The following is a 24,803-nucleotide window of genomic DNA, read 5'->3' as shown; positions in this document are numbered from 1 at the left end:
TGCCGGACGAAATTGATATCTGATCGTGCCCTCCGATCCAAAGCGGCTGCGGCAATGGTCCTCGTCCTGATTCCAATCGCGGAAAGCCCCGCCGGATGGGTACGTTTGGCTGATCTGCCCGTTGCATGATCAAGACGCGGTTGGTCGGGAGCGTTCTGGCGAATGGAGGCACCGTTAGGTCACCGCGCCAAGTAAACTGTTCCGCTCAGACGCTGGCCTGTTTTGTTGATCAATACTCGGTGTGAATTCAATCGATGGTGATTCGATTTCAAATTGCGGTGATCTGTTTCGTAGCGGCTTCGGTATCGATTTGGACGGCTCGTGTTCACGCGACCGAATCGGACTCGAACCTAAGCGAAGCGGAGGTGAGCCGTTTTCATCAGCCGTTGCAGGGGTTTCTTTCGAGCTATTGCAATGACTGCCATGCCGAAGGGCAAAGCGAAGGCGGCTTGGCGATCGACCAGCTATCAACGGACCTGACCGACCCGGCTGCGTTTGCAAAGTGGGAACGAATCTACGATCGCGTGAAGTCAGGCGAGATGCCGCCGAAGGATTATGATCTGCCCAATGACAAATCTCGCGAGAGCTTCATTGCTGATTTACATCGCCCTTTGAACGCGGTGCACCGAACGCGGCGTTCGACTGTACTAAGGCGATTGAATCGTCGTGAATACGAGAACACGATGAATGATGTGTTTGGCACATCACTCGACCTGCAATCGATGCTTCCCGAAGATGCACGCTCGCACGAGTTTGATAACGTTGGTGATGCGTTGGGACTTTCAATGGTCCACCTGCAACGTTACATGGATGCAGCTAATTTGGTGCTCGATGAAGCCATCGCTAGCACGGTGGAGGCTCCACAATCCGAGCATCTGTCGGCTTGGTACAAAGACACACGCGAAGCGGAGACCCACGTCGGCAAGGCATGGAAGTTGTTGGACGATGGGTTTATGGTGCGATTCGAAGGCGGCGGGTACCCATCGGGAATGATGCGTGGGACAAACGTTGATCGACCAGGGCGATATCGGATTCACGTGACGGGCTACGCATATCAAAGTGAATCGCCGATTGTCTGCAGTATCGGTGGGACCAGTTTCGCACCCGGCAGCGAAAAACCGATCTATGGATTCGTGCAGTTTCCACCCGGTGGTCCGACAACGGTTGAGCTAGAGGCATGGATCGATCAAAGGTACATGATCGCTATTGAGCCACACGGGATTACGCATCCCAATCGCTACAAGCAAACTTCGATTGATGAGCACAAGGGACCTGGGTTGGCCATCGGCGAAGTCACTTTGGATGGGCCCATCATTGATGAATTTCCAACTCGGGGGCATCAGATGATTTTCGCTGGCGTCGATCGCCAGGAAGTGATGCCTCGTAATCCGAAAGACCGGCAGCGTTCTTGGTACAAGCCGAAGTTTACAATCGAATCCGAGCAGCCTGATCAAATTGCAGAGCGTGCGATTAAGCGTGTCGCCGCAGCCATGTTTCGAAAGCCGGCTACCGATGGCCAGCTGCAGCCCTATCTAGTTTTGTTTCGGGAGCGAATGGCCGACGGGGATTCGATCGAGCAAGCTCTTCGCACCGCGGTCACCGCAATGTGTTGCTCGCCCGCGTTTTTATATTTCCAAGAAGAACCCGGATCCTTGGATGACTACGCGTTGGCGGATCGTCTGTCGTTTTTCTTGAACCGGACTCGGCCAGATGAGACGTTGTCCGCGTTGGCGTCGTCGGCCAAGCTAAGCGATCCTGCAACGCTCCAACAGCAGACTGATCGACTCATCCGTCATCCACACTTTCAGCGATTCCTTGTTGATCTGACCGACAGCTGGTTGGATTTGCGAGAAATGGATTTCACCGCACCGGATCAAACTTTGTTTCCCGAGTTCGATCCCTTTCTACGCTATTCAATGCCGCGCGAAACATTGGCGTTCGTGCGTGAGGTGATCGAGTCGAACCATCCGATTCGGACGCTTGTGGCACCTGACTTCGCGATGGTCAATTGTCGATTGGCTGAGCACTATGGGTTACCAAAAGTTGACAGTACCGAAATCCAAAAAGTTCCTTTGCCACAGGGTTCGGTTCGAGGTGGTTTGTTGACCCAGGCAAGCATTTTGAAGGTCACAGCCAACGGTACCAACACATCGCCCGTAAAACGTGGCGCATGGGTGCTCGAACGGATTGCCGGCGTGACGCCGCCTCCGCCTCCACCAGGTGTGCCGGGAGTCGAGCCTGATATTCGCGGTGCGACGACACTGCGAGAACTGTTAGATCAACATCGCAATGCCGACAATTGCCGTGCCTGTCACCAGGTGATCGATCCTCCCGGGTTCGCTCTAGAATCGTTTAATCCGATCGGCGGCTATCGTGAACGATATCGTTCGCTTGGCGAAGGTAACCGACCAGACACGCAGGTCCGAGGTCGACGCGTGAATTATCGGTTGGGTCCATCAGTCGATCCGTCTGGTGAACTGCAAGACGGCGTTGGCTTTGCAACTTTTGGTGAGTTCCAAAAGCTGTTGGCCGATCAAGATAGAATGTTGGCAAGGACCTTCGTGACCAAGTTGCTGACTTTTGCCACCGGGCGGGAAATGGGTTTTTCTGACCGGCAAGAAATTGAGCAAATTGTTGATGCGGCAGCAGGCGACCACTATCGCGCAAAAGACCTACTGCATGCCGTCGTCGCAAGTGAAATCTTTAACACCAAGTAGCCAGATGAATCGCCAGAACAGTTCGGCTAGTCGTTTTACGTTTCGGAACCGATCACTCTCCAGACGCCATCTGTTGCGTGGTGCCGGAGCTGGTATCGCGCTGCCGATGCTGTCCGCGATGCGACCGGCCTGGGGCGCCAAACAGGAAAGCAATCCGAAGCGAATGGTTGCTATTTGCGCGGGGCTTGGGTTTCACTGTCCCCATTTGTTTCCCGAATCCGAAGGCCCGATTGAAGGCAGCACACCGTACTTGGAAAAGCTGCGTGATCACCGTAGCGACATGACGTTGCTTTCGGGGCTGTCTCACCCAAACCAAAACGGGAACAACGGCCACGCCTCGGGAATGACATGGCTAACCTCGGCTCAGCGTCCCGGTTTGGCCGGATTCAAGAACACCATTTCTTTAGACCAGTTGATTGCGGCGAAGCTGGGCGGCATTACTCGCCTGCCATACCTCTGTCTGTCGACAGGGAACGGATCGTTGTCTTGGACGGCAAGTGGAGTCAATATCCCGGATGAACGATCGCCGGCAAAAGTTTTTCAAAAGCTGTTCGTCGACGGGACGGAGCAGCAGATCAAATCGCAGTTGATCGATTTGCGACGTGGACGCAGTATTTTAGATACCGTGCGTCAAGACGCACGACGTTTAGAGAGAACACTCGGACCACGCGATCGCGAAAAACTGGACGAGTACTATTCATCAATTCGAGATTTGGAAACTCGCTTGGGCGAATCCCAGCAATGGGTCAAACGCCCGAAACCGTCAGTCGACTACGATCCTCCCAAAGACGTCGTCGACAAGCAAGACATCATCGCAAAGCAGCGTTTGATGTATGACATGATGCGTTTGGCGATGGAAACCGATTCGACTCGCGTGATCACCTTTTCGATCGGTGGAATGAATTCGGTGCCGAGTAACATTCCCGGTGTTCGAACCGATTGGCACAACCTTTCGCACCACGGCAAAGACGAAGAGAAGATCAACGAGCTGCGGCTGATCGAAGAAGCCGAGTTCGAAGCCTTTGCTGGGTTCCTGGATTCCTTGAAATCATCACGCGAAAACGGACAGCGTTTGCTTGATGGGACCAGCATTTTGTTCGGTTCAAATCTAGGCAACGCATCGTCGCACGATTGGCATAACCTACCGATCATTCTGGCCGGCGGGGGCTTTCGGCACGGAAGCTATACGGCACACGATGCCAAAGACAATACGCCGCTGGCGAACTTGTTTGTCACGCTGGCACAGTGGATGGACGTTGAAATTGGTGCATTCGGAAGCAGCACTGCCGCCGGTGTCCGTGGCTTGGAACCGGTTTGATTTGGATGCCCGTTGCGCGTGAAGCTGGTATGTTAGAAGCTCATGCGACAGACAGCTGCTCTGTTGTTCGTCTAATAAATTGCTTTGCGCACGCCGCCTTTTCCCCCCCCTCACCTCGGATCTTCTCGTGCAACGACGACAATTCCTCTCCTCTTCGGCGGCCGCAATCGCCGCGACCGGTTTGTTCAGTTCCGGTGCGCTGGTTCCGTCTGTCGTTCAAGCCGACGAACCTGCCAGCAAGCCTGCGAAGCGAATCCGTCAATCCATCATGGGGTGGTGTTTCCAGCCGATGAACATGCTGGAGCTTGCCAAGCACTGCAAGCGAATCGGTTTGGAGGCAATGGAGGGCATCGACAGTAAGTTGTATCCCCAGGTGACAGATCTCGGTTTGAAGATCTCATTGGTGGGAAGCCACGGTTTTGCGAACGGACCGTTGGATCCGGAGAACCATGCCGAAGTCGAGTCGAAGCTGCGCGGGGGCATCGATTTGGCAGTGAAATATGGGGCGCCAAGCGTCATTACGTTTACAGGGATGCGAAAAGAAGGCATCAGTGACTCGGCAGCGAGAAAGAATTGCGTCGAGTGCTGGAAACGTGTGATTCCCTATGCCGAAGAAAAAGGAATCACGCTGGTGCTAGAGCATCTTAACAGCAAGAAACACCTCAATCCCGATGGCACCGTGCACCCAATGAAAGGTCACCCTGGCTATTGGGGCGATGATGTGCATCTGTGTGCCGAGTTGATCAACGAGGTCGGTAGTGAGCGTTTCAAGCTGTTGTTTGATATCTATCACGTTCAGATCATGAACGGCGACTTGATTGCCAATTTGCAGCGATACCAATCCATCATTGGGCACTATCACACAGCGGGTAATCCCGGTCGGCGAGAACTCGATGATCGCAACGAAATCAATTATCCGGCGGTGCTGCGGGCGATCTTAGATACCGGGTACGACGGATACGTCGCACAAGAATTTATCCCGACCAGCGATGACCCTATCGGGTCGCTTGAACAGGCCTATCAGGTCTGCGATGTCTAAAGCGATCCGCCCCAGCCAAGCTTTTCACGCAGTGTTCGGTAGTCGTTTTGTCCGGGGACCGAAAGCATCTCGAACGAGCTGCTCGCTCGTCGAACCACCACTCGGTCACCAGGCAACAGCTGGCTAAGGATTCGGCCATCGACCACAACGCTGGTTGATTCGCTCGGGTCGCCGACCGATAGTTCAAAGACCGTATCAGCCGAATCGACCAACGGGCGGTAGGTCAGTGTGTGTGGACTGATCGGTGAGATCACGACCGCTTGCAAGTTGCGTCGTAAGATCGGGCCGCCGGCCGAAAGGTTGTGGGCTGTCGAACCAACGGGTGTTGCCAGGATTAAGCCATCACAGCGGTAGCGAGTTGCCAGATTGCCATCGGCAAACAAGTCGATACCAAGAATCGTGTACGGTGGCCCGCCAAGGACCGCGACTTCGTTCAGTGCCAACTGCCTGGCAATCGTGTTTCCGTTTCGGATCAAGCTGATTTCGAGCATCAGATGGTCGATCACACGAAAGATGCCGTTGCAGACCTTGGGCCAGACTTCTAAGAAGTCATCAGGCGAAAGTGCGGCTAGAAAGCCAAGGTTGCCGCAGTTCACGCCTAGGACCGGTATCTGGCGACCCTCAAGTTGTCGTGCGGTTTGCAGGATCGAACCGTCACCACCCAGAACGATCACCAGGTCGATGTCGGGATCATCGAAGCCATATTCAAAGTGGTAGTCTTCGGCAACGATTTCGGCATGCTGCGCGATGATTGGGCGCAACCGAATCGATTCCGCCCGAACACGATCGCGGTCTGGAGCACCAAGAATGACAACACGTGGCACGGGCCGATCATCACTCGGCCAAGTCTTTCCGTGTGAGATCGGCGATTCTGTGTTGTCAGGCATGGTTTTCGATCGGTGGCAGCGATTTCGTCGTCGAGCTACTTGGTGGTCACGGACGACGAGCTGAAGCTGCGGTCAATGCCCGCTTCTTTGGCCGCTTGGCGGCACTGATCGGCAAGTGCCTGAGGGCTTAACCCGCACTGATGTAGCAAGTCATTGCGGTCGCCGTGTTCAACAAAGCTGTCCGGTAGGCCAACAGTATAGACCGATCGGGTATCGAGCCGTTCGCTGACAGCCGCTTCGATAAACGCAGATCCAAAGCCACCGACTTTGGTGTGTTCTTCGACTGTCAGTACGAAGCGACTGCTTTGGATCGAATCGCGAACCATATCCAGATCGATAGGCTTGGCGAAACGTGCATTGATCACGCGAATGCTAAGCTCCTCGGCGAGCAGATCGGCTGCCGCTAAAGCGTTTTCTAATGTTGCCCCGAATGCGACGATTGTCCCGTCGTCACCTTCGCGAATGACTTCGCTTTTGCCGATTTCGATCGGTGCTGGGATGTTTTCCAGCTGCATCGCGGAGGCTTTCGGGTAGCGGATTCCACACGGGTGATCGTGCTGGAGCGCTGCCGAAAGCATCATCTCGACTTCTTGGGCGTAAGCGGGTGCCATGACGACCATGTTCGGGAACATCCGCATGTATCCGATATCGTAAACACCGTGGTGCGTCGGTCCATCGGGCCCGGTCAAACCGGCGCGGTCCATCATGAACACGACGGGCAGGTCTTGTAGACAGACCTCTTGGAAGATTTGATCGTAGCTTCGCTGCAGGAAGGTGCTGTAGATGTCAACGATCGGGCGGGCGCCTGATTTACATTGGCCCGCGGCGAATGCGACGGCGTGAGACTCGCAGATCCCGACGTCGAAAAACTGCTTGGGGAATTTCTCACGAACCGGTTCAAGCTTGTTGCCTTGGCACATCGCCGCGGTAATCACCGAAACCTTTTCGTTGTCCGCAAGGGCGGCGCTGATTGAATCGCGAGCATGGTTGGTGAACGCGGGCAACCCATCACTTTTGCGTGCGATCGGTTTACCGTCGCGATCTTCAAATGCGGGTGGCGTATGGAAGTAGACCGGGTCGGCGGCAGCCGGTTTGTACCCGTGACCTTTTTCGGTAACGACGTGCAATAGTACCGGGCCTTTCATCTCACGAACCATCGCCAGGTACTTGCGAAGCAATGGGATGTCGTGACCGTCGATCGGGCCGATGTAGCGGATATTAAGCTCTTCGAAAAGCATCCCGCCCAACAGACCCGCTTTGACGCCTTCCTTCATCTGAGCAAGGAAACGCTCAGCAGGGTCGCCCAGCATTGGGATCTGTTCAAGAAGTTTACCGATCTCGCTTTTCAGTCCCGTGTAATACGGATTGCCACGAAGCCGATCCAGGTAGCCTGCGACGGAACCGACGCGTGGGCAGATTGACATTTTATTGTCGTTCAAGACGATCGTCAGGTCATCTTCCAGCTCGCCGGCGTTGTTCAACGCTTCAAAGACGATGCCACTTGGGAAAGCGCCATCACCGATCACCGCCACCGTTCGACGTTTTTCCTGTCCGACCAGAATGTCGCCGCTGCGTAGACCGACAGCGGTACTGACGCTGCAGCCGGCATGTCCGGTCATAAACAGGTCATACTCGCTTTCGGATGGGTTTGGGTAACCCATCAGCCCGCCTTGAGTCCGGATCGATGGGAATTCGTGGTAGCGCCCGGTCACCAATTTATGCGGATAGATTTGGTGCCCCGTATCCCAAATCAGTCGGTCGGTGCGGAAGTCGAATTCACAGTGCAGCGCCAAGCACAGCTCAACAACACCAAGGTTGGACGCGAAGTGTGCCGTGCGTGTTGCCAACAGGTTGCACAAGACGTCGCGGATCTCGCCCGCGGTGGCTTCCAGTTGGTCGTTCGAAAAGTCTTTCAGGGCGCTGGCGTCGACAAGGTCGGCCAAGTGCGGGTGATAAGCTTCAGTCAATTGCCCATCCTTATTCATGGTTCGCGTGCTTTGCACCAGTCCGTTGGTGAGGTTGAGTGTTCGGGTCAATGAGTTCGGGCCAAGACGTAGTCGGCCAGTGTGTTTAACCGCCAAGCGGCGTCTCCGAAAACGGACACATGTTGCTTTGCAGACTCAATCAGTTCACTTGCGTGGCAGCGGGCACCTTCGATGCCCATGATTGCCGGATATGTCAGCTTGCCTCGCCCCGCGTCTTTTTGAACTCGTTTACCGAGCTCGTTTTCGTCGGCAGTGTAATCCAATAAGTCATCGACGACTTGGAATGCCAAGCCTATGTCGGACGCGTAATTTGCCAGCGATTGACGCATCGATTCCTCTGCGCCAACCAGGACCGCACCAAGTTGTAGTGACGCGGAAAACAACGCCCCTGTTTTGCGGCGATGGATTGCACGCAATTTTTCTAAACGCAGATTCCGTTCGTCAGAATCCGCCTTAATACGTTCATTGGCAAGCGGATGTTCATCTTGCTGGCTTTCCGCCGCTAAGTCATCAGCTTGCCCACCGACCAGGTTTGCAGGTCCTGCCGCCGTTGCCAGTAGTTGCACCGCGGCGGCTAGCCGACTGGGATCATCGACATGACGACAAAGGTGAGCAAATGCCATTGGCTGCAATGCGTCACCGGCAAGGATCGCGGTTGATTCACTGAATTTGATGTGGACGGTCGGCCGGCCGCGACGCAGATCGTCATCGTCCATCGCCGGCAGATCATCGTGAATCAGCGAATAAGCATGAATCATTTCCACGGCCACCGCCCCAGGGAGTCCCTGGCGGAGATCACCACCGCAGGCTTCGCAGGCCATCAAAACCAGTGCCGGACGAAGTCTTTTTCCGGGAGCTAGCAAGGCGTATTCGATCGCGTCGGCAAGTTCCGTTGGGCATTGGCTGCCCGGGAAGAGGCTACCAGGTTGCAGAGCTGAACCGTCGCCATTGGCTGCGTTTCTGCCTGCCTCGCTTCTGCAGGCTTCTGTGACCGCATCGGAAAGCGATCGTTCCACAAGTTCACGAAATTCTTGCATCGCCTGACTGAACTGCTCTTTGACTGGCAGCGGGTCAGACGCCGAAAGCTTGTTTGTCGAGAGATTGTTCGGGGAGTTCCCCGAATCACGGTCTGAGTCGGTAGGGGGGGGAGCCAAGCGATCGAAGCGGGTTTTTGGGGAGCGAGTTGGATTCGCAGGAATGGTAGAGTTTAAAAAAGCCCACCTGAGTCGTCCACGTTGTCGGGATCACGTTTTTTGCGTCTGGCACGAGATGCGGGCTGCTTTGCGGAAGCCTTGTCCCGGTCTTGTGTGCTTAGCTCTGCCGCCGTTTCGGCGGGTTCGACATCCTGCGTGTGGGCGGTTCCGTCTTCGTCAACTTGGGTCAGCAGGAGGATCTTTTGCTCAGCTCGCTGCAGGACCTGATGGCATTGTTTGATTTTTTCAATGCCTTTCTCGTATTGGCCCAGTGATTCCGATAGACCCAGTTCCCCACTTTCGAGCTGCTCGACGATTTGTTCAACCTCGAGCAGTGAACTTTCGAAATTGATTCCGGTTAGTTCTGAATCTGACGTTTTTTGCTTCTTTTTGGCCATCGAAGTCCTAGGGGAGGGATGGGTTTCCCTACAGCAGGGCGTCTCTTAGCCCTCATGTTTTTGACGTTTCTATTGTCGCGACGTAGATGAATTTGTCGAGTTGTCGTTTTGGTGTGACGATCTCGAAACCCAGGCAAAATTGCATTTCGGGGCGTTCGTCCGTCCTGTCGCGAAAACTGATTCTTTCCATCATGACCGCTGAACACGAGGCATCATCACCGCTGAACGAGCTGCCGCAGGAGCCTGTGCCAGTCGATGCTATCGATCCGGATGCGGTCGACGGAGTCCTATCGGCGATTGAACAGAATTCGGAATTGCTTTCGCGGCTGATCGTCCGGCTGCGCGACGAAGGGCATCTTGAGATGTCCTCGGCTCCGCAGCATTCTCCGGTTGCCCAGTCTGAGTCACTGATTGAGCCTGATTCCGAAACTTCAGAATGTCAGGTGGGAGATTACTCGATCGCCGAGTCTGAAGACCTTTCGTTCGAATCCATTGACGACCCAACCCTGTCAAGCGATATCGGTGGCGTTGACCAGGTCAGTAGTGAGACCCTAGCGATCATTGGCGACAACAATCGCCTGCGTGAGGAAAACGAATCGCTACGCAAGCAGCTGCAGGGTCTGTATGAGGACTTTGGAGAGCTCAAGCAGAAAAATTCGACGCTGTCTTCGCAGTTGTCCGACGCGAATCGAGTCAAGGCAGTTCCGAAAAGCGATTCGCCCATAAACGCCCCGGGGGCTTTGACATGGCAGGAACGTAAACAGCAAATCATCGAACAGCTGGAAAACGATTCTTTCGACGCCGAAGAGTTTCTGTGCAATTTGCAGGGGCGACAGGCCAAACAAAATCCGGAGTCGGCTTCGAAGTCATCCGCCAGAGGGCTCACAACAGCGGACGACGCGATCAAGTATCTCGATCAATTGCATGACGAAATCGAACAGTTGCGGGATGCTGAGCAGCAGTACGAACAACAGTCGTTGCGCTACCTTGCCGAGATTGAGGCATTGAAGTCGGTATCCATGACGTTTCGCGAGACACCCAGTGCTTCTGAAGGCGGTGCTTTTGAAGCCAGTGCTTCTGATGATCGTGACAACGTAGATCTGTTCGGGCCAAAGGACCTAACCGCGAAGGATGAAACGATCGAGGCCATCTTGTCCGGTGATCAGATCATTATGCAAGAGCGCGAACGGTTAACGCTGCTTCAAGAAGAGGTCGAAGAAAAGCTACGTGAAATCGAAATCCGTTCTTCGCTTGAGCGGGCGCAGCTAGCCCGTCGAACTGTTGAGCTGGAAAAGGTCAACGATAATCTACGCCGTCAACTTGATGATCTGAAGCAGCGTTTGACACTCGATTTCGAAAATGGTGTGACAACTCGCTGGATGCAAAAGTTGGGGCTGTCTGCGAAACGCAAAGGCGAAAAGAGCTAACGGCAGCTTTGTTGGTTGCTCTACAGTTCAATCGCTCAATGCTGTGGATCTAGATCCACAGCTCCGGTTCGGGTTCCTCGCCGTAGATGGCACCTGGGATGTAGACAGCCATGCCTGCCGCAGCGGCGATCATCCATGCTTGGATCAATCCGACATCGGGGATGCCCATTCTTGGTCCGAACAAGATCGTCAATGTTGCGACCAATGCGAAGGGTGACATTCTCCACCCGGACACGAACGCAGACATGCATAGCAGGATGCCCGCGATCCCAATCGACCAGACGCTGACGGTGACACCAAGCACGCCCGTTTCCGCATTTGGCATGTTTTGAAGTGTTAGATCGCCACGACGTGCGGTCGCGATGACTTCGTCGTTGATCACGCCTGTCGCTTGCAACGCGAAGGCAAAGATCGTCAGCATCAAACAGCCAACCAGCATACGAGTGTATCCCGACAAGGCGAGCTTCCAACTCGCATGGCGGTCTCTTTGTCGTTTGTATTTTCCACTCCGTGCATCAGCCAGCATGGCTTTGATTCTTTGGCGTTTGGCTTCTGCCTGGACTCGTTCGTCACCGTTGGTCGAATCGACGACTTTTTGAACGCCTTCCATCACCGCAGCGGCAACTTGCCAAGCTTGTTCCTGGGCATCCCTTACGGAAACGCCCTGACTGATAAGCGATTCTCTTTCCAGGTTGGCGAGTTTCTGTTGGTCCTTTGCTTCGCGTTTGGCTTTGGCTTTTACCGCAAGTTTCTTGTAGATGCGATCGCGGATCGAGTTTCCTGCGGTCGATCCGCTATACGAGTTATCCGATGCAAGTCGCGATCGCATCGAAACCATGGCGTCGTATCCAAATAAAGCTTCGAACACGAGCTGCCAGCGGTCACCAGCGTAGCGAGCGATGAAGTCACGCAGTCCGTTTTCTTCGACGCCATCGATTCGCAAATCGCGAACGAAATGTTTCGCTTGGTTCAAGGCTTCTTGCCCAGACTTTTCGGACGTCGTGACGATCGCAAAGTGATAGGCGGCCCCCAGACCAATGCCAAGGACTAGGCCAGCGATCGCACCGATCCAAAGTCCTGTCACGACCGTGACAAAGGTTAGGGCCAATGAAGCGATTCCGAAAACGATGGTTTCAAACAACGACAGGGTTTCAAACCACGCGCGTACCTGTTTCGCAATCACACTGCTGCCACCCAATGCACCAAAGGTCACTGCCGAGATGCAAGTCGACACGAATAGTACCGGCGCTAGTAAAGCCATCGACAGTGATGATGCGGTGATTCCTATCGTGGCGAACGCCATCGCTACCGCAAAAGCGATCAGTAGCGGCTCACCGAATCGATTAAACCTTTGTGTCTTTGCATAGTTTGCCGCAAGTGTTTCCCATCGATCGGCTTGTTCGTTTGTGGGTGAGAATCCAACGGTGACATCGAGCCCTAGAAACGATTGCAAATCGTCGATCATTTCGGCCAGCGACGCATATCGTTCCGTGGGACGTTTCGCCATCGACCGCGAGATGATATCTGCCAGCTCATGTGGAGCACGCGGGTTGGCTTCGGCAAGGTCTGGAACCGGCGATTTGGCGTGCATCTCTAGCACATCGATGGGCTCATCCCCTGAATATGGCGATCGACCTGTTAGCAGAAAAAACAGGCTACAACCGAGCGAGTAGATGTCCGCGCGATGGTCGACCGTGCTCGAATCTGCAGACTGCTCCGGTGCCATGTATGCAGGCGTTCCAACGGCAGTTCCCTGCATCGTGACCTGTGTGCCGCTCTGAAGACCGCTTAATAAGTGTTCTTCGGCGATCGGTTCGGGATCGACTTGATCGGGGATCTTTACCAATCCCAGATCGGCAACTTTCACAACCCCGTCTTCGGCGAGCAGTAAATTGGCGGGTTTGACATCGCGGTGCACCATGCCGTTGCGGTGCGCGAACTGTAGGCCGCGTGCCGCCTGCAGAATGTAGGTGGCGGCGAGCTTTGGTGAGATGCTTCCTTTTTGACGAACGAGGTCTGCAAGTGATCCGCCACGGATCCACTCCATCGAAAAATAGTGCAGCCCGTTGTCTTCACCAAAGTCGTAGATCTGGACCACATTGTGGTGCGTTAGCTGAGCGGCCGCGTAGGCTTCGCGGGTAAAGCGGGCGAGTGACGCAGGGCTGCTGGCGAAACGTGCACGTATGGTTTTCAGAGCAACGTCGCGATCCAGAGAGATCTGTTTGGCTTGATAGACAGCGCCCATCGCACCACGGCCCAACATGCGAATCAATCTGTACCCGCCCAACCGAGATGGGATTTCCGACGGTTCGGAATCCTGGGGGTCTGCTGGCGAACTCGGTTTTGAAGATTGCGTGCCTGATGAGGGCTTTGCGGAACTGCGACCGCGTGTCGATGAACTCGATATGGATAAGTCTGTCGCTTTGCCAAGTCCGGCTTTGACCGACCCAGTTTGTTCGTCACTGGCCGCGATCGTTTGGTCGATCGTTTCTTCTGATCCGGAGCGGGTGCGTTCAGGATCGATTACCGGCCGAGTCAGGTTGGGATCGCTATGAATATGATCGTTCGACGCGGGGGCGGGAAGGTTTGGGGCGTTTTGCTTATCAGCCCGCGGCTTCTTGGGAATACCAACACGAACTTTGGGTGGGTCGTCCGCACTGATGTGTACCACAAAGGGAGCCCTGCACTTCTTGCACTTCGGCATGTACCGGCCCGGTTTGGGGGACGTTAGCGAAAGTGTGGAGTGGCAATGAGGGCACTTGATCTGCATTGGGTAGCAGTCATGGGGCGGGTGTTCGTGGCACGGGAAAATGAACAACCGTCAATTCTAACAGCAGACTGTCATTTAAAGAATCGATCGACTTTGACCAGGCGTGGCTTGGCAATTCAGGGCACTGTCGATTGCTTCATGGGCATGCATCTGAAAATGAGGGAAAAGCCGAGGCGGACGGACCGGTGACATCGAGTCAATTGGCACGCAGCTTGCATTTTTCAAAAGGCATTCGGAGAGCCTGTCAAATTTGCAGAGCTCTGTTTTAAACCAATCGGTTCCAACGAGTGAATTGGAGGATTTGAACCATGAGTCAACTAAGTTCTGCTCTTTCTCGCTCGCTCGGTCCCAGGCCTTTGGCGATGGCGAGCCGCGAGATGGATGAGTTGTTTGATCGTCTATTTCATCCTGTCGTGACCAACAATGGTCGACGATGGACGCCCCCGGTTTCGATTTGGGAAGAAGGTGACCAATACCATCTGGCGATGGATTTGCCTGGATTCAGCCTCGAACAGCTGGATGTCTCATTTGAAGATGGTCACTTGCAAATCAATGCGACTCGTAAGCGTGAAGAAAACGATAATCGAAAGTACTTGCACGACGAACGCCATTGGGGCGAAGTCCGCCGAGTGATTCCGTTGCCGGATTCAGTTGATCCCGAATCGATTGAGGCTTCGTATGCCGACGGAGTTTTGTCGGTAACTTTGGCGAAGCGTCCTGAGGTGCTTCCTAAGAAAATCGAGATCAAGGCTCGTCAAACTTAGTCGCTTATCGACTTGATCGTAAAGATTCTTTTGTCCTACTGAAGGCGAGAAGTGTTCGCCAGTGACACGTTATCCAGACCGTGTCCCTGGCGAACGCTTCTCGCCGGTTTTTGTTGATGTCGTCGTTTCTTAATCGCTCGGTTCCACCATTGGCGGGGCAATCGGCGTCGGCAGCGAATTTGTTGCCAGGAAAAAATTGGCTGCAAAGTTCTTTCGAGTCAATGCTCGATGTTTGGCAACGAAGTCCACACCGATTTGGTGTGTGTCGCTGAAGGAGTGGCAATCGTCCGCTACCGTTAAGGCATCGGGGGAAAGCTTTTCTAGTCACGGCGTTTTCTCTCGGCGGCCAGAACGCTAGATTAAGAATCAGAACGCTAGATTAAGAACTGAACGCTAGATTAAGAACTGAACGCAAAATATAGATCCGCCTAAGATCGAGCATCGCGAAACGGAGAATGTTTCGTGTCTTAGGAAATCATGCGGCCTTGGGAATAAACCGGGCCCCACCAATTGCCCTCTCGACGCTTGTTGTATTCGAACGCATGAATGCCCCGCAGCTTGACGAACAGATTGCCAAGTATTCGCAAATTTGCAGTCGCCTAACGGACGAAGTCGGTCGTCTGTTGGTCGGCCAAGAGAAGATGGTTTCGCGGCTGCTAATCGGACTGATTACCGGCGGGCATGTTCTGCTGGAAGGGGTGCCGGGCTTGGCCAAGACATTGACGGTCAGCTCGCTCGCCAAAGCCATTCGCACCGATTTTTCGCGGATCCAGTTTACGCCTGATATGTTGCCCGCCGATGTGATCGGCACCGAGATTTTTAATCCCAAAGAGGCAACCTACAGCGTCAAGCAAGGCCCAATCTTTTCAAATCTTGTGTTGGCGGACGAGATCAACCGGGCCCCGGCAAAGGTGCAGGCAGCTTTGCTCGAAGCGATGCAGGAGAAGCAAGTTACGATCGGCACCGAAACATTTCGGTTTGACGAACCGTTTCTGGTGATGGCGACGCAAAACCCGATCGAACAGGAGGGCACCTATCCGCTTCCCGAAGCGCAGGTCGACCGTTTTATGCTGAAGGCCACCGTCGAGTATCCCAGTCGCGATGATGAACGCAAAATCGTCGACCGAATCGCCGGGGGCAAGCCGATTCCAGAGATAACGCCTGTCGCTTCACCGCAAGAGATCATGGAGATTCGTGCGGTTGTCGAAAAAGTCTGGTGTGACGAAAAGGTTCGTGACTACGCCGTCGATGTCGTTCGGGCAACGCGTTCATCCGACGCCGATTCGACAAACCCGCTGGAGAATATGATCGAGATGGGAGCCAGTCCGCGTGCTTCTATCTTTCTTCTCAAAGCAGGCAAGGCTCATGCATTTCTTGATGGACGCAGCTACGTTACGCCACATGACATTAAGTCGCTCGCACCGGATGTCCTCCGCCACCGGCTCGTTTTGACCTACGAAGCAGAAGCGGAAGGCAAAACGATTGACGGGGTGTTGCGAGACATCTTAGACAATGTGCCTGTTCCCTAAGGTTTCGCCGCCTTTCGCCTCGATAACTGCATAGGGAAATCATGCTGCCGCGCGAAGTCATTCGACGTGTTCGTGACATTCAAATTCGAACCGGGCGTCAAGTTGCTGACGTTTTAGCCGGGCAGTACGAGTCTGTCTTCAAAGGTCGCGGTATCGAATTCGATGAAGTCCGGCCGTACGTTCCCGGAGATGATGTCCGAACGATCGATTGGAATGTGACCGCCAGAGTCGGCGAACCGTTCGTGAAGCGATACGTCGAAGACCGCCAATTGACATTGATGGTCATGGCGGACGTCTCTGCTTCACAGGATTTTGGGTCAGTGACCCGTAGCAAACGCGAGGCTACCGCAGAGCTCAGTGCGTTGTTGGCTTTTTCGGCAAACCAAAACGATGACAAGATCGGACTGACTCTGTTTCATGGAAACATCGAACAATACATTCCGGCCAGAAAAGGAAGCAAACACTCCTTACGAGTGATTCGAGAAGTGCTGGCCCACGGCCAAGTCGAGGCCAAGTCCTCCGCTGGTGACAAAACGCTTGGTGATAAAAGGGCTGATCGGCAAGAACTCTCTGCCGAGAACCGTCTGGCAGATGCGGGATCCTCGCGCAAGAATAAGTTCCGTCGCTGGTTGCCAAGGTTTCGTCGACGAGCGTGGTGGAGAACCGGAAGGCAGGCGACCAATATTGCCGGCGCGATGGAATTCTTGATGTCGGTGACAACACGAAAGACAATTTGCTTCGTGATTAGTGACTTTCTAGATGACGGGTATCTCCGTCCAATGCAAAGTGCCAATCGCAAACACGACGTGATCGCTGTTCTAGTAACCGATCCAAAGGAATTAGAATTTCCATCGGTTGGCTTGGTCAATTTAGAGGATGCCGAAACCGGCGTGGTTCGCCAGTTCGACACATCGTCGACCAGCTTTCGCGAGACCGTTCAGCGGGAAAGTCTTCAACGTGTCGAAACGCTGCGCCGTCAATTCGCTGCTTCGGGAATCGACTTCATTCATATCGATTCCAGCGGTGACGTGGTTGACCCACTTGTGAAATTCTTTCACATGCGTCAACGGAGGATGCGACGATGAATGGGTGGCGTCAATCCAATCTTCGCCTCGCAAGTACACTCTTCCTTGCGTTCTTGATCTTCTGCGGATGCTTTGCATCACGATCGTACGCGGACACCGATTCAATTTCGTCTTCGCAAATATCGGGTCCTGTGAAGGTCAAGGTCACGCTGGAACCAAAGTCGCCAGTGATCGGTGACACGATCAAACTGACAATCGAAGTCGAAGCGGAGAAGGACGTTGAAGTTTTGATGCCGGACTTTGGCTCTGCACTTCATCGCTTTGCGATTCTTGACTTTGCACCGCGAAAGACAATCGGCGATCAGGGGCGTACCTTCGAAACCCAGACTTATCGTTTGGAATCACCGTCGTCCGGACCGCAGGTCGTCCCTCCCATATTGATTGAGTACATCGATCGACGCGAAGGCAAGCAACCGAGCCCCGAAGGACTTGATGCGTACGAGATCCTAACCGAACGTGTCAAATTCGAAGTCCAAAGCGTGCTTCCTTCCGATACGACTGCCGAACTGAAACCACCGATGGGCCGACTGGAACCACAGGTTGCTTCTGGGGAAAACGGAAGTGCTCTTTGGTGGATCGCCGGAGCATTCATCGCGATGGTTCTTGGTGTTGCCGCGATCGTTTTCTGGGCCAAGTCCAAGAAACAAGAACGACGTCGGTCGGCATTCGAAATCGCCATCGCTCGTCTGGAAGAACTCCTGTTGTCACCACGAGAAACCGAACCTCAGGTCGATCAGTTTTACGTCCAACTAACCGCGATCATTCGTCAGTACATCGAAGATCGTTTCGAGATGCGGGCGCCGGAACTGACGACAGAAGAGTTTCTCGCTTCGATCAGTAATTCGCCTGACATTTCGTCAGCTCACCAAGGTCTGCTTCGCGATTTTTTACGGCATGCCGACTTGGTCAAGTTTGCCGGTGCGAAGCCATCGACATCAGAAACCGCTCGATCGATCGAAATCGCCAAGCGTTTTCTCGAGGAGACGAAGCAGGGAGGCGATAATGTCGGACATTGAATTCCGCGATCCGCTCTACCTGTTGCTGTTGATCGTATTACCGTGGGTCTATCGATGGTCGGTGACAAACCCAAGTGTGCTGCAGTTTTCTTCGCTTGACATTGCCGGTGAGCATGCTTCGGTGGTCCGCGTTTGGTTGGCGAAACTCCCTGCCCTATTGATGACCGTTGCCGTCGCTTTGGGAATCATCGCACTGGCAGGGCCCAGATCTCCAAATTCCGAAAGTCGCGTTTCACGTGACGGGATCGCGATCATGATGGTTGTCGATCGGTCGGGGTCCATGAAGGCACGCGACTTGGTGCAAGACGATTACAGTGTTGATCGGTTGCAGGTGGTCAAAGAAGTCTTTCGAAAGTTCGTTTTGGGCGACGAGCAGGCTGATACCAAAGGTCGTCGCGACGACGCGATCGGTCTCATCGCGTTCGCGGGTTTTGCGGACAGCCTTTGTCCGCTGACACTCGATCACGGCAACCTTGTCAGCATGGTGCAGGACTTGGAAATCGCCAATTCGCGGCAGGAAGATGGAACCGCAATCGGAGACGCTCTTGCGCTTGCGGTCGAACGATTGCGGCGGAGCAAAACCAAGTCGAAAGTTGTGATCCTGCTGACCGATGGATCGAACAACGTCGGAATCGTTTCCCCAGAACAGGCTGCTGAAGTTGCCCAGGCTAGCGACGTAAAAGTCTATTGCATCGGAACGGGAACCCACGGGCGGGCGCCCTACCCTGCGGTCGATCCCTTTACGGGACGGACTGTGTTGACCGAAGTTAAAGTGGAGCTGGATGAGGAGACGCTCCGCTCGATCGCTGACAAAACCGACGGGCAATATTTCCGTGCGACGGACCGCGAAAGTCTACTCGGGATCTACGAGCAAATTGATTCGATGGAGCGGACAAAAGTGACCGAGCAACGTTATCTGCAATACGATGAACGCTATCGGTTTCCTCTGGTCTTTGGATTGGTCCTGATGGCGGTGTCGCTGATTTCCCGGGCCACGATTTTTCGATCATTACCCTAACACGCCACGATATTCGTTTACGATTCACATCACCCATGTGAAATCGTTGGTCAAGCCGATATGAACAACTTTCGATTCGAATCGCCGAATTGGTCAGTCGCCCTGTGGGGCGTGCTGGTGGTTGTGGCTGTGCTTTTTTGGCTGTTGCGCCGCCGGTCTAAGGCACTATCGAAGCTGGTTTCGGTATTGATGCAAAGCCGCCTCGTACGGCAACCCTCGGCGACGAGGCGTCTTGTCGTTCTTGGGTTGTTCTCTGCTGCCGCGATCAGTTTTGTTGTCGCGCTAATGCGGCCACAGTATGGCTTGGCCTACGTCAGCACACCAAAGGTCGGTGCACAGTTGATGTTTTGTTTAGACGTTAGCAAGTCGATGCTCGCTGACGACGTCGCACCTAATCGCCTTGATCGGGCCAAAGCGGACATTGTCGATTTGGTATCGCTTCTTGAAGGTGACCAAGTCGGCCTGATCGCGTTCGCCGGACGGGCGAGCGTGGCTTGTCCGATGACGACCGACTATGGGTTTTTCCGATTGGTGCTCGACAGCGTCGGACCCAATAGTGTCGGACGCGGCGGAACCAGACTCGAAGAACCGCTTCGAAAGGCGATCGATGGCTACGCCGAAAGCGGCGACGTCTCGCGAGTCATCGTGTTGATCACTGACGGTGAAGATCACGATTCCAGGCCGATGGATGCTGCCGAAGAGGCACGCAAACGTGGGATACGCATCATCGCGGTGGGACTTGGGGATGAAGCCGGTAGCGAGATTCAACTGACGGACCCACAAACCGGTGCGACGTCAAGGTTGCTTGATCAAGACGGCAAGCCAGTTGTCAGTCGTCTTGATGGGGCGACACTACGTGAGTTGGCGCTCGCGACCAACGGTGTTTACATCCCTGCGGGAACAGGGCGGCTGGACTTGCAATCAATCTATGAAACTCACTTGCAGCCCTTGGTTCGCGATGAACTTCAATCGGATCGACGGGCGATTCGCAACGACGCATTTCAGTGGGCCATCGCAGCAGGGCTTGCGTTGATGTTGCTTGCGATCTTCATTGCGTCACGACCGGTCGTATCACAAAACGATTCACTCGCTTCGGGGGCATCCGCTTCGGAATCAGCGCAGCGTCGCCATGTCCGATCGAAAGCTACCGCATTGGCTCTCTTGGTGATATTGGTTTTCTGGCATGGATCAACTCAAGCGAACGACTCGGCGGCTGACAAGTCTGGTGTACCCGCAGATGTCGCCACAAGCAATCTTGCCAATCCAGAACCATCAGACGCTCGGCCAGTGCGGCAGTTGTACAACGAAGGGTTGCAGCATCTGCAAAACGCATCGGAAGAAAGTCTGGTCGCGGCCGAATCTGCGTTTAGCAAGGCTCGTGAGCAAGCGAGTTCTGATGGTGAGCTGCGTTTCCGTTCGACCTATAACTTAGGTTGGGTAGCCGTTCAGAAGGCAGACGCCGTTGTTGAATCGCAACCTGAAAAAGCGATCGAGCATCTTGAGCAGGCGGTGGGCTGGTTCCGCGACTCGATTCGGTTGCGAAGCAGTTCCGAAGACGCCAGGCACAACTTGGATTTGGTGCTCAAACGTCTGATCCAACTGCGCGACCAAGTTGCCAAGAAGGATCAAGGTGATCTGTTGCAGCAGCTGACCGCAATGATTGAGGCTCAGCGAGGTCGCTTGTCGAGTATGCGTGCTTTGGTCCAGCAAATCGACACTTCAAGCGATCCTAACGTGGTCGATCAGTTCCGTGCGGACTTCAATCGGCTGGCGGTGGACTGTCGAGTCGCATTATCGGATTTGGAAGGGCTGATCGAGTTGGCCGCCGATGAAATCGATTCGTTACGTTCAAAAGACGAATCCGAACAAAGCCCGGAAGACGCGGTTCGGCGATTGCAACTCGAAGGTGCGGTGGAACGATTGAGTTCTGCGGGGCAGCGACTGGGCGCCTCGCGAAGCCAACTCAGACGCCGGCAAGCGATGCGTGCTTTTCGAAGGGCGAATGCTGCACTGACGGAACTGAAACGGGCACGCGAACAGCTTTATGATCCACTGAAAGTTCTCGACGGAATCCTGGCTGACAGTGTGCCTTTCTTGCGAGAGACCGTCTTGATTGCCAGTGGTGCGCCCGAAGGGGCAATCGCGGGGGATCAGCCTGTCGTCAACAACGGAGCGACTGCTGCGGGCAGCCTGGTCAACCAGGCAAGCGACATCCCAGCTTGGTTGGACCAGGAGTATGTTTCCGATACGCAGGCCGAATTGCTTGAACGGACAAATGAGCTGACAACTCGCCTGCAAGCCGGTGTGGATGCTTCAGAGAAGTCCGCTTCTGGTGCTTCTGAAGAAGATGCCGACCAAGCTGCCGACCCTCAGCAGCAAAAACAGATGCAGCAAATTCGTGACGCACTACCATCACTTCACGAAGCGGTGCAGCAGATGCGGCAATCGGATGTGGAGCTTCAGACACCCAACTACTCAACGTCGACAGAGCATCAGGTACAGGCGATCAACGCATTGACGGAAGCTCGCGAGCGATTCGCAGATTTACGGGCCTTAATCGAACTTGCCTTTCAAGACCAAACGGGCATCGCTGACTCGTTGGGTCAATTGGGGCAGTTGCTTGCCGCCGCTCCTGAAAATGATGCTGACCCTGAAGACGATGCTGACCCTGAAGACGATGCCCCTGAAGATGCTGCTTCTGAAGACGCTGCTCCAGAAGACGATGCCGATACCGAAACAACTGATCAGCAGCCTGAGATTTCAGTCGACGCCATCGAACCATTGCTGAACGCTACATTTCAACAGCAAGTTAAGAATCAGGCTCGGGCCGAACGTATCGCCAACATGATCGCCGAAGAACTAAGCAAACTGAAGCAGGAAGACGCTTCTTCTAAATCCGAGGACTCTCTCGCAGGATCGGATAGAACTGCAGATTCCAATGGAGCATCGCGTGCAGATCAAAATGATCAGGAGCTGCAAAAGTATGAACTGGCCACAGCCTTGATCGAAAAAGCAATCTCGCAGATGCAGCAAGTCTCTAATCAATCTCCGAAAGAATCCCCGAACGAATCGCAGGACACTGCGACGAAGGAAGGGATCTTCACAATCATTGAAGTCGCACAGGGCGAAGCGACATCGGCTAAAGAGTCCCTCGAACAGCTCCGTCGATTGTTCTTTTCGTTGATCGAACATCTTCGTGATACCGCGAGGCGTCAGGCTGATTTGAACGACCAGACGCAGCAAACGGTCGGGATGGAATCCGAACTGGACAATGCCGTGGCTGAATTGGAAAAGCTGTCCGGCAAACAAGACGAGTTGCGTGAGATTTCAAAACAGCTTGCGTCCGCTTTTCAACAGCAATCCGAGCAATCATCACCGGATCAAATTCCCGATGAACAAAAACAAGCGATGCAAGACGCCGCCGAAAAGAGTTTTCAGGCTTCCGAATTAATCGCCGAGGGAAGTCAGTTCATGGAACAAGCTATAAGTAAGCTGCGAGCCGATTCGCAAGAACACGATGCTGCAATCGAGCCCCAGGGCAAATCTCTGCAAAAGCTGGTCGAAGCTTTGCAGTTGTTGCAGCCACCAGAGAATCAAGACAACCAACAGCAGGACCAGTCGCAGCAAAACGAATCGCAAGATCAGCAGCAGGACCAAAACGATCAGCAACAGCAACAGCAGATGGACCCGTCACGCGTGCTGCAGGCTGTGCGTGACCGTGAAGCTCAGCGGCGTAAGGATCGCGAGCGAATGCAAAGTGCCCGGCAAGCTCCTGTCGCGAAGGATTGGTAATGTGCCATCGTAAATTAGTCTCGATTTCGATCGTGAATCGCCGCATATTCAGCATGTTGATGCTTGTGTTCCTCGGAACGGGTTTGCCTGTTCATGCGCAGGATAATGAAGACATTTCGGTTGAGATTACCAAGCAGCGTCCGCCCCACTATGCCGGTGTCAGTGCAACGGTGCAGTTAACGGTTCGCGGTTTGGAACTCCGTCCAAACCCAACTTGCGAAATCAGTCAGGAGGACGCAAATCTAACCGCGTCTGTTTCAGAAGTCGGTGCTCAAGTCATGCAGCAAATCGAGCAGACTTCACAGGGGCTCCGGCGGGTGCAGATGACTTCGCACCAGATTCGATTGAATGTGAGTGCCAGGAAGCCAGGAACCTATCAAGTCGGACCATTTGTGATTCGCCAAGACGGAATCGAAAAGAACGTTCCGGCATTCGAAATGACATTTGACGCGGTCCCCGAAACCGATCAGATGCGAGTCGAGCTGGTGATGCCCAAGGTGGCCTACCCTGACCAACGAGTCAAAGTGAAAATTCGTTGGGCCATGACGGACCAACTGCGTGATCTGCGATCGTTTCAAATCGAGTCACCGGTCTTCGATCAATTTCGGTTTGTGCAGGATCCGTCTCCTTCACGTGATTCCAATCAGCTTCTGATCGTGACTTCGCAAGGCGTCATTGGGATCGAGGCAATCGCGACTGAGGAGACGATCGATGGAAAAGAATTCACTGTGTTAACCGCCGAGCGTGTGATGATTCCCGATCGCGTCGGAGACTATGAATTAGATCCAATCACGGCGACCGCAAAATTGGTTACCAGAAGGCAACGAATCGACTTGGGTGGCCGTTTTTCACTTCAGGGTGCGTTCGGTGCGAATCCCGTCGACGTTCGTCTGCTTCGAGCCGAAGGCGAACCTCTGCAGTTCAGCGTGAAGCCTTTTCCCACTGAAAACCGTCCCGATAGCTTCGCCGGAGCCGTCGGTTCAGGGTTTTCGATCGACGTGTCAGCCGATCGTACGGTGGTCAATGAAGGTGACCCGATTCGGTTAAAAATTGACGTTCGTGGCGATGGCAATCTTGAAAATGCAAGCCTTCCACCCTTGGCCGCCGACAACGGATTAAAGCCTTCTCAATTCCGGGTGTCCGACGGAGAGGTTGCCGGGGTGTATCAACCGGATTCAGCGACGAAGTCATTCGAAGTTTCGGTCCGCGTCGAAGACGAGTCAGTCGTCGAGATCCCAGGGCTGGCCTATTCCTGGTTCGATCCCGAACGTGAAACGTATCAAACAGCGCGTTCCAGCCCGATCGCGATGCGCGTCAATCCAGCCGAGATGGTAACAGCAGACGCTGTCGTCAGCGCCAACCCAGGTTCATCGGCGGCACAGCGGAAGACGCGCCAACCCGCGGAGGCCGTATCGACATCGGAAACAGCCGCGTCTTATCTATTAACCGGCGCGGACTTAAGTATCACCACCGATACGGCGGCTCTGCTGGCATCGTCTGACGGTTTTTTCACCAACCGCGTCTTTCAGATGACAGCCTACAGTGCTGCGATCTTGTGCCTGTTGTGGACAGCGTTTGACAGTCGCAGAAGGAAAGCGGATCCTGAGCTTCGGCAAGCCAGTTCGACAGTCGCCAGCTTGATGCAGCAGGTTCGGTCGTCAAAAAATATGCCAAGTAAACAAGCGGCCAATCAGATCGCGACCGCGCTACGGACGGCACAGCGAGAGCTTCGGGGCATCGATCGCGACGCGACGGATGCGATCATCGCACGCTGTGAAGCGATACAGTTTCGTCCGCAGACTTCCTCCGATGACACCATCGACTCGGTGTTGATCGAGGACGCATTACATCAACTGCCCGGCTAA

At 54.2% G+C, this 24,803-nt stretch carries 16 protein-coding genes; 11 read left to right on the top strand and 5 right to left on the bottom strand.

Features of this window, described 5'->3' with window-relative positions; all coding sequences use genetic code 11:
• Positions 1-254 precede the first annotated feature (254 nt).
• From LOC67_RS07885 to LOC67_RS07875, 3 genes are all read left to right on the top strand, one after another.
• Positions 255-2,717, top strand: coding sequence for a DUF1592 domain-containing protein (locus LOC67_RS07885; RefSeq protein WP_230261990.1), 2,463 nt, complete (start codon positions 255-257; stop codon positions 2,715-2,717).
• Between the two features lie 4 nt (positions 2,718-2,721).
• Positions 2,722-4,035, top strand: coding sequence for a DUF1552 domain-containing protein (locus LOC67_RS07880; RefSeq protein WP_230261989.1), 1,314 nt, complete (start codon positions 2,722-2,724; stop codon positions 4,033-4,035).
• Positions 4,036-4,162: 127 nt separating this feature from the next.
• Complete coding sequence (locus LOC67_RS07875) at positions 4,163-5,074, top strand: TIM barrel protein (RefSeq protein ID WP_230261988.1); 912 nt, start codon at positions 4,163-4,165, stop codon at positions 5,072-5,074.
• On the opposite strand, the gene LOC67_RS07870 is transcribed toward LOC67_RS07875, so the two are convergent.
• From LOC67_RS07870 to xseB, 4 genes are all read right to left on the bottom strand, one after another.
• A complete protein-coding gene (locus LOC67_RS07870; RefSeq protein ID WP_230261986.1) occupies positions 5,071-5,961 on the bottom strand; it encodes an NAD(+)/NADH kinase in 891 nt (296 codons plus the stop codon). The two genes, LOC67_RS07875 and LOC67_RS07870, sit on opposite strands and share 4 nt — an antisense overlap.
• A gap of 35 nt (positions 5,962-5,996) precedes the next feature.
• Positions 5,997-7,928 carry a 1-deoxy-D-xylulose-5-phosphate synthase gene (dxs, locus tag LOC67_RS07865; RefSeq protein WP_230261985.1) on the bottom strand — a complete coding sequence of 644 codons (1,932 nt, stop codon included), beginning with the start codon at positions 7,926-7,928 and terminating at the stop codon, positions 5,997-5,999.
• A gap of 65 nt (positions 7,929-7,993) precedes the next feature.
• Positions 7,994-9,100, bottom strand: a complete 1,107-nt coding sequence (locus tag LOC67_RS07860; RefSeq protein ID WP_230261984.1) for a polyprenyl synthetase family protein — start codon at positions 9,098-9,100, stop codon at positions 7,994-7,996.
• 53 nt (positions 9,101-9,153) lie between these two features.
• Complete coding sequence (gene xseB, locus LOC67_RS07855; RefSeq protein WP_230261983.1) at positions 9,154-9,537, bottom strand: exodeoxyribonuclease VII small subunit; 384 nt, start codon at positions 9,535-9,537, stop codon at positions 9,154-9,156.
• A 191-nt stretch (positions 9,538-9,728) separates the two neighbouring features.
• On the opposite strand from xseB, the gene LOC67_RS07850 reads away from it, so the two are divergent.
• Positions 9,729-10,964, top strand: a complete 1,236-nt coding sequence (locus LOC67_RS07850) for a hypothetical protein (RefSeq protein ID WP_230261982.1) — start codon at positions 9,729-9,731, stop codon at positions 10,962-10,964.
• A gap of 49 nt (positions 10,965-11,013) precedes the next feature.
• Here LOC67_RS07850 and LOC67_RS07845 read toward each other — a convergent pair whose 3' ends face one another.
• Entirely contained in the window at positions 11,014-13,668 is a 2,655-nt protein-coding gene (locus tag LOC67_RS07845) for a serine/threonine protein kinase (RefSeq protein ID WP_230261981.1), read from the bottom strand.
• A gap of 374 nt (positions 13,669-14,042) precedes the next feature.
• Here LOC67_RS07845 and LOC67_RS07840 point away from each other — a divergent pair, with 374 nt between their 5' ends.
• The 7 genes from LOC67_RS07840 to LOC67_RS07810 all read left to right on the top strand — a co-directional run bounded on the left by LOC67_RS07840 (position 14,043) and on the right by LOC67_RS07810 (position 24,803).
• Positions 14,043-14,498: an Hsp20/alpha crystallin family protein gene (locus LOC67_RS07840; RefSeq protein WP_230261980.1), complete on the top strand. Its 456-nt coding sequence runs from the start codon at positions 14,043-14,045 to the stop codon at positions 14,496-14,498.
• Positions 14,499-15,040: 542 nt separating this feature from the next.
• Positions 15,041-16,027 carry an AAA family ATPase gene (locus tag LOC67_RS07835; protein WP_230261979.1) on the top strand — a complete coding sequence of 329 codons (987 nt, stop codon included), beginning with the start codon at positions 15,041-15,043 and terminating at the stop codon, positions 16,025-16,027.
• Between the two features lie 41 nt (positions 16,028-16,068).
• Entirely contained in the window at positions 16,069-17,112 is a 1,044-nt protein-coding gene (locus LOC67_RS07830; RefSeq protein ID WP_230261978.1) for a DUF58 domain-containing protein, read from the top strand.
• 131 nt (positions 17,113-17,243) lie between these two features.
• Positions 17,244-18,128, top strand: coding sequence for a hypothetical protein (locus LOC67_RS07825; protein ID WP_230261977.1), 885 nt, complete (start codon positions 17,244-17,246; stop codon positions 18,126-18,128).
• Positions 18,115-19,146 carry a VWA domain-containing protein gene (locus tag LOC67_RS07820; RefSeq protein WP_230261976.1) on the top strand — a complete coding sequence of 344 codons (1,032 nt, stop codon included), beginning with the start codon at positions 18,115-18,117 and terminating at the stop codon, positions 19,144-19,146. Before LOC67_RS07825 ends, LOC67_RS07820 begins: the two co-directional genes overlap by 14 nt.
• 189 nt (positions 19,147-19,335) lie before the next feature.
• Entirely contained in the window at positions 19,336-22,938 is a 3,603-nt protein-coding gene (locus tag LOC67_RS07815; RefSeq protein WP_230261975.1) for a VWA domain-containing protein, read from the top strand.
• A 32-nt stretch (positions 22,939-22,970) separates the two neighbouring features.
• A complete protein-coding gene (locus LOC67_RS07810; protein ID WP_230261974.1) occupies positions 22,971-24,803 on the top strand; it encodes a BatD family protein in 1,833 nt (610 codons plus the stop codon).

It is taken from the genome of Stieleria sp. JC731, assembly GCF_020966635.1.
Lineage (GTDB): Bacteria > Planctomycetota > Planctomycetia > Pirellulales > Pirellulaceae > Stieleria.
Note: the sequence above shows the minus strand (reverse complement) of the source record. Positions and strands in the feature narration are given on the sequence as shown.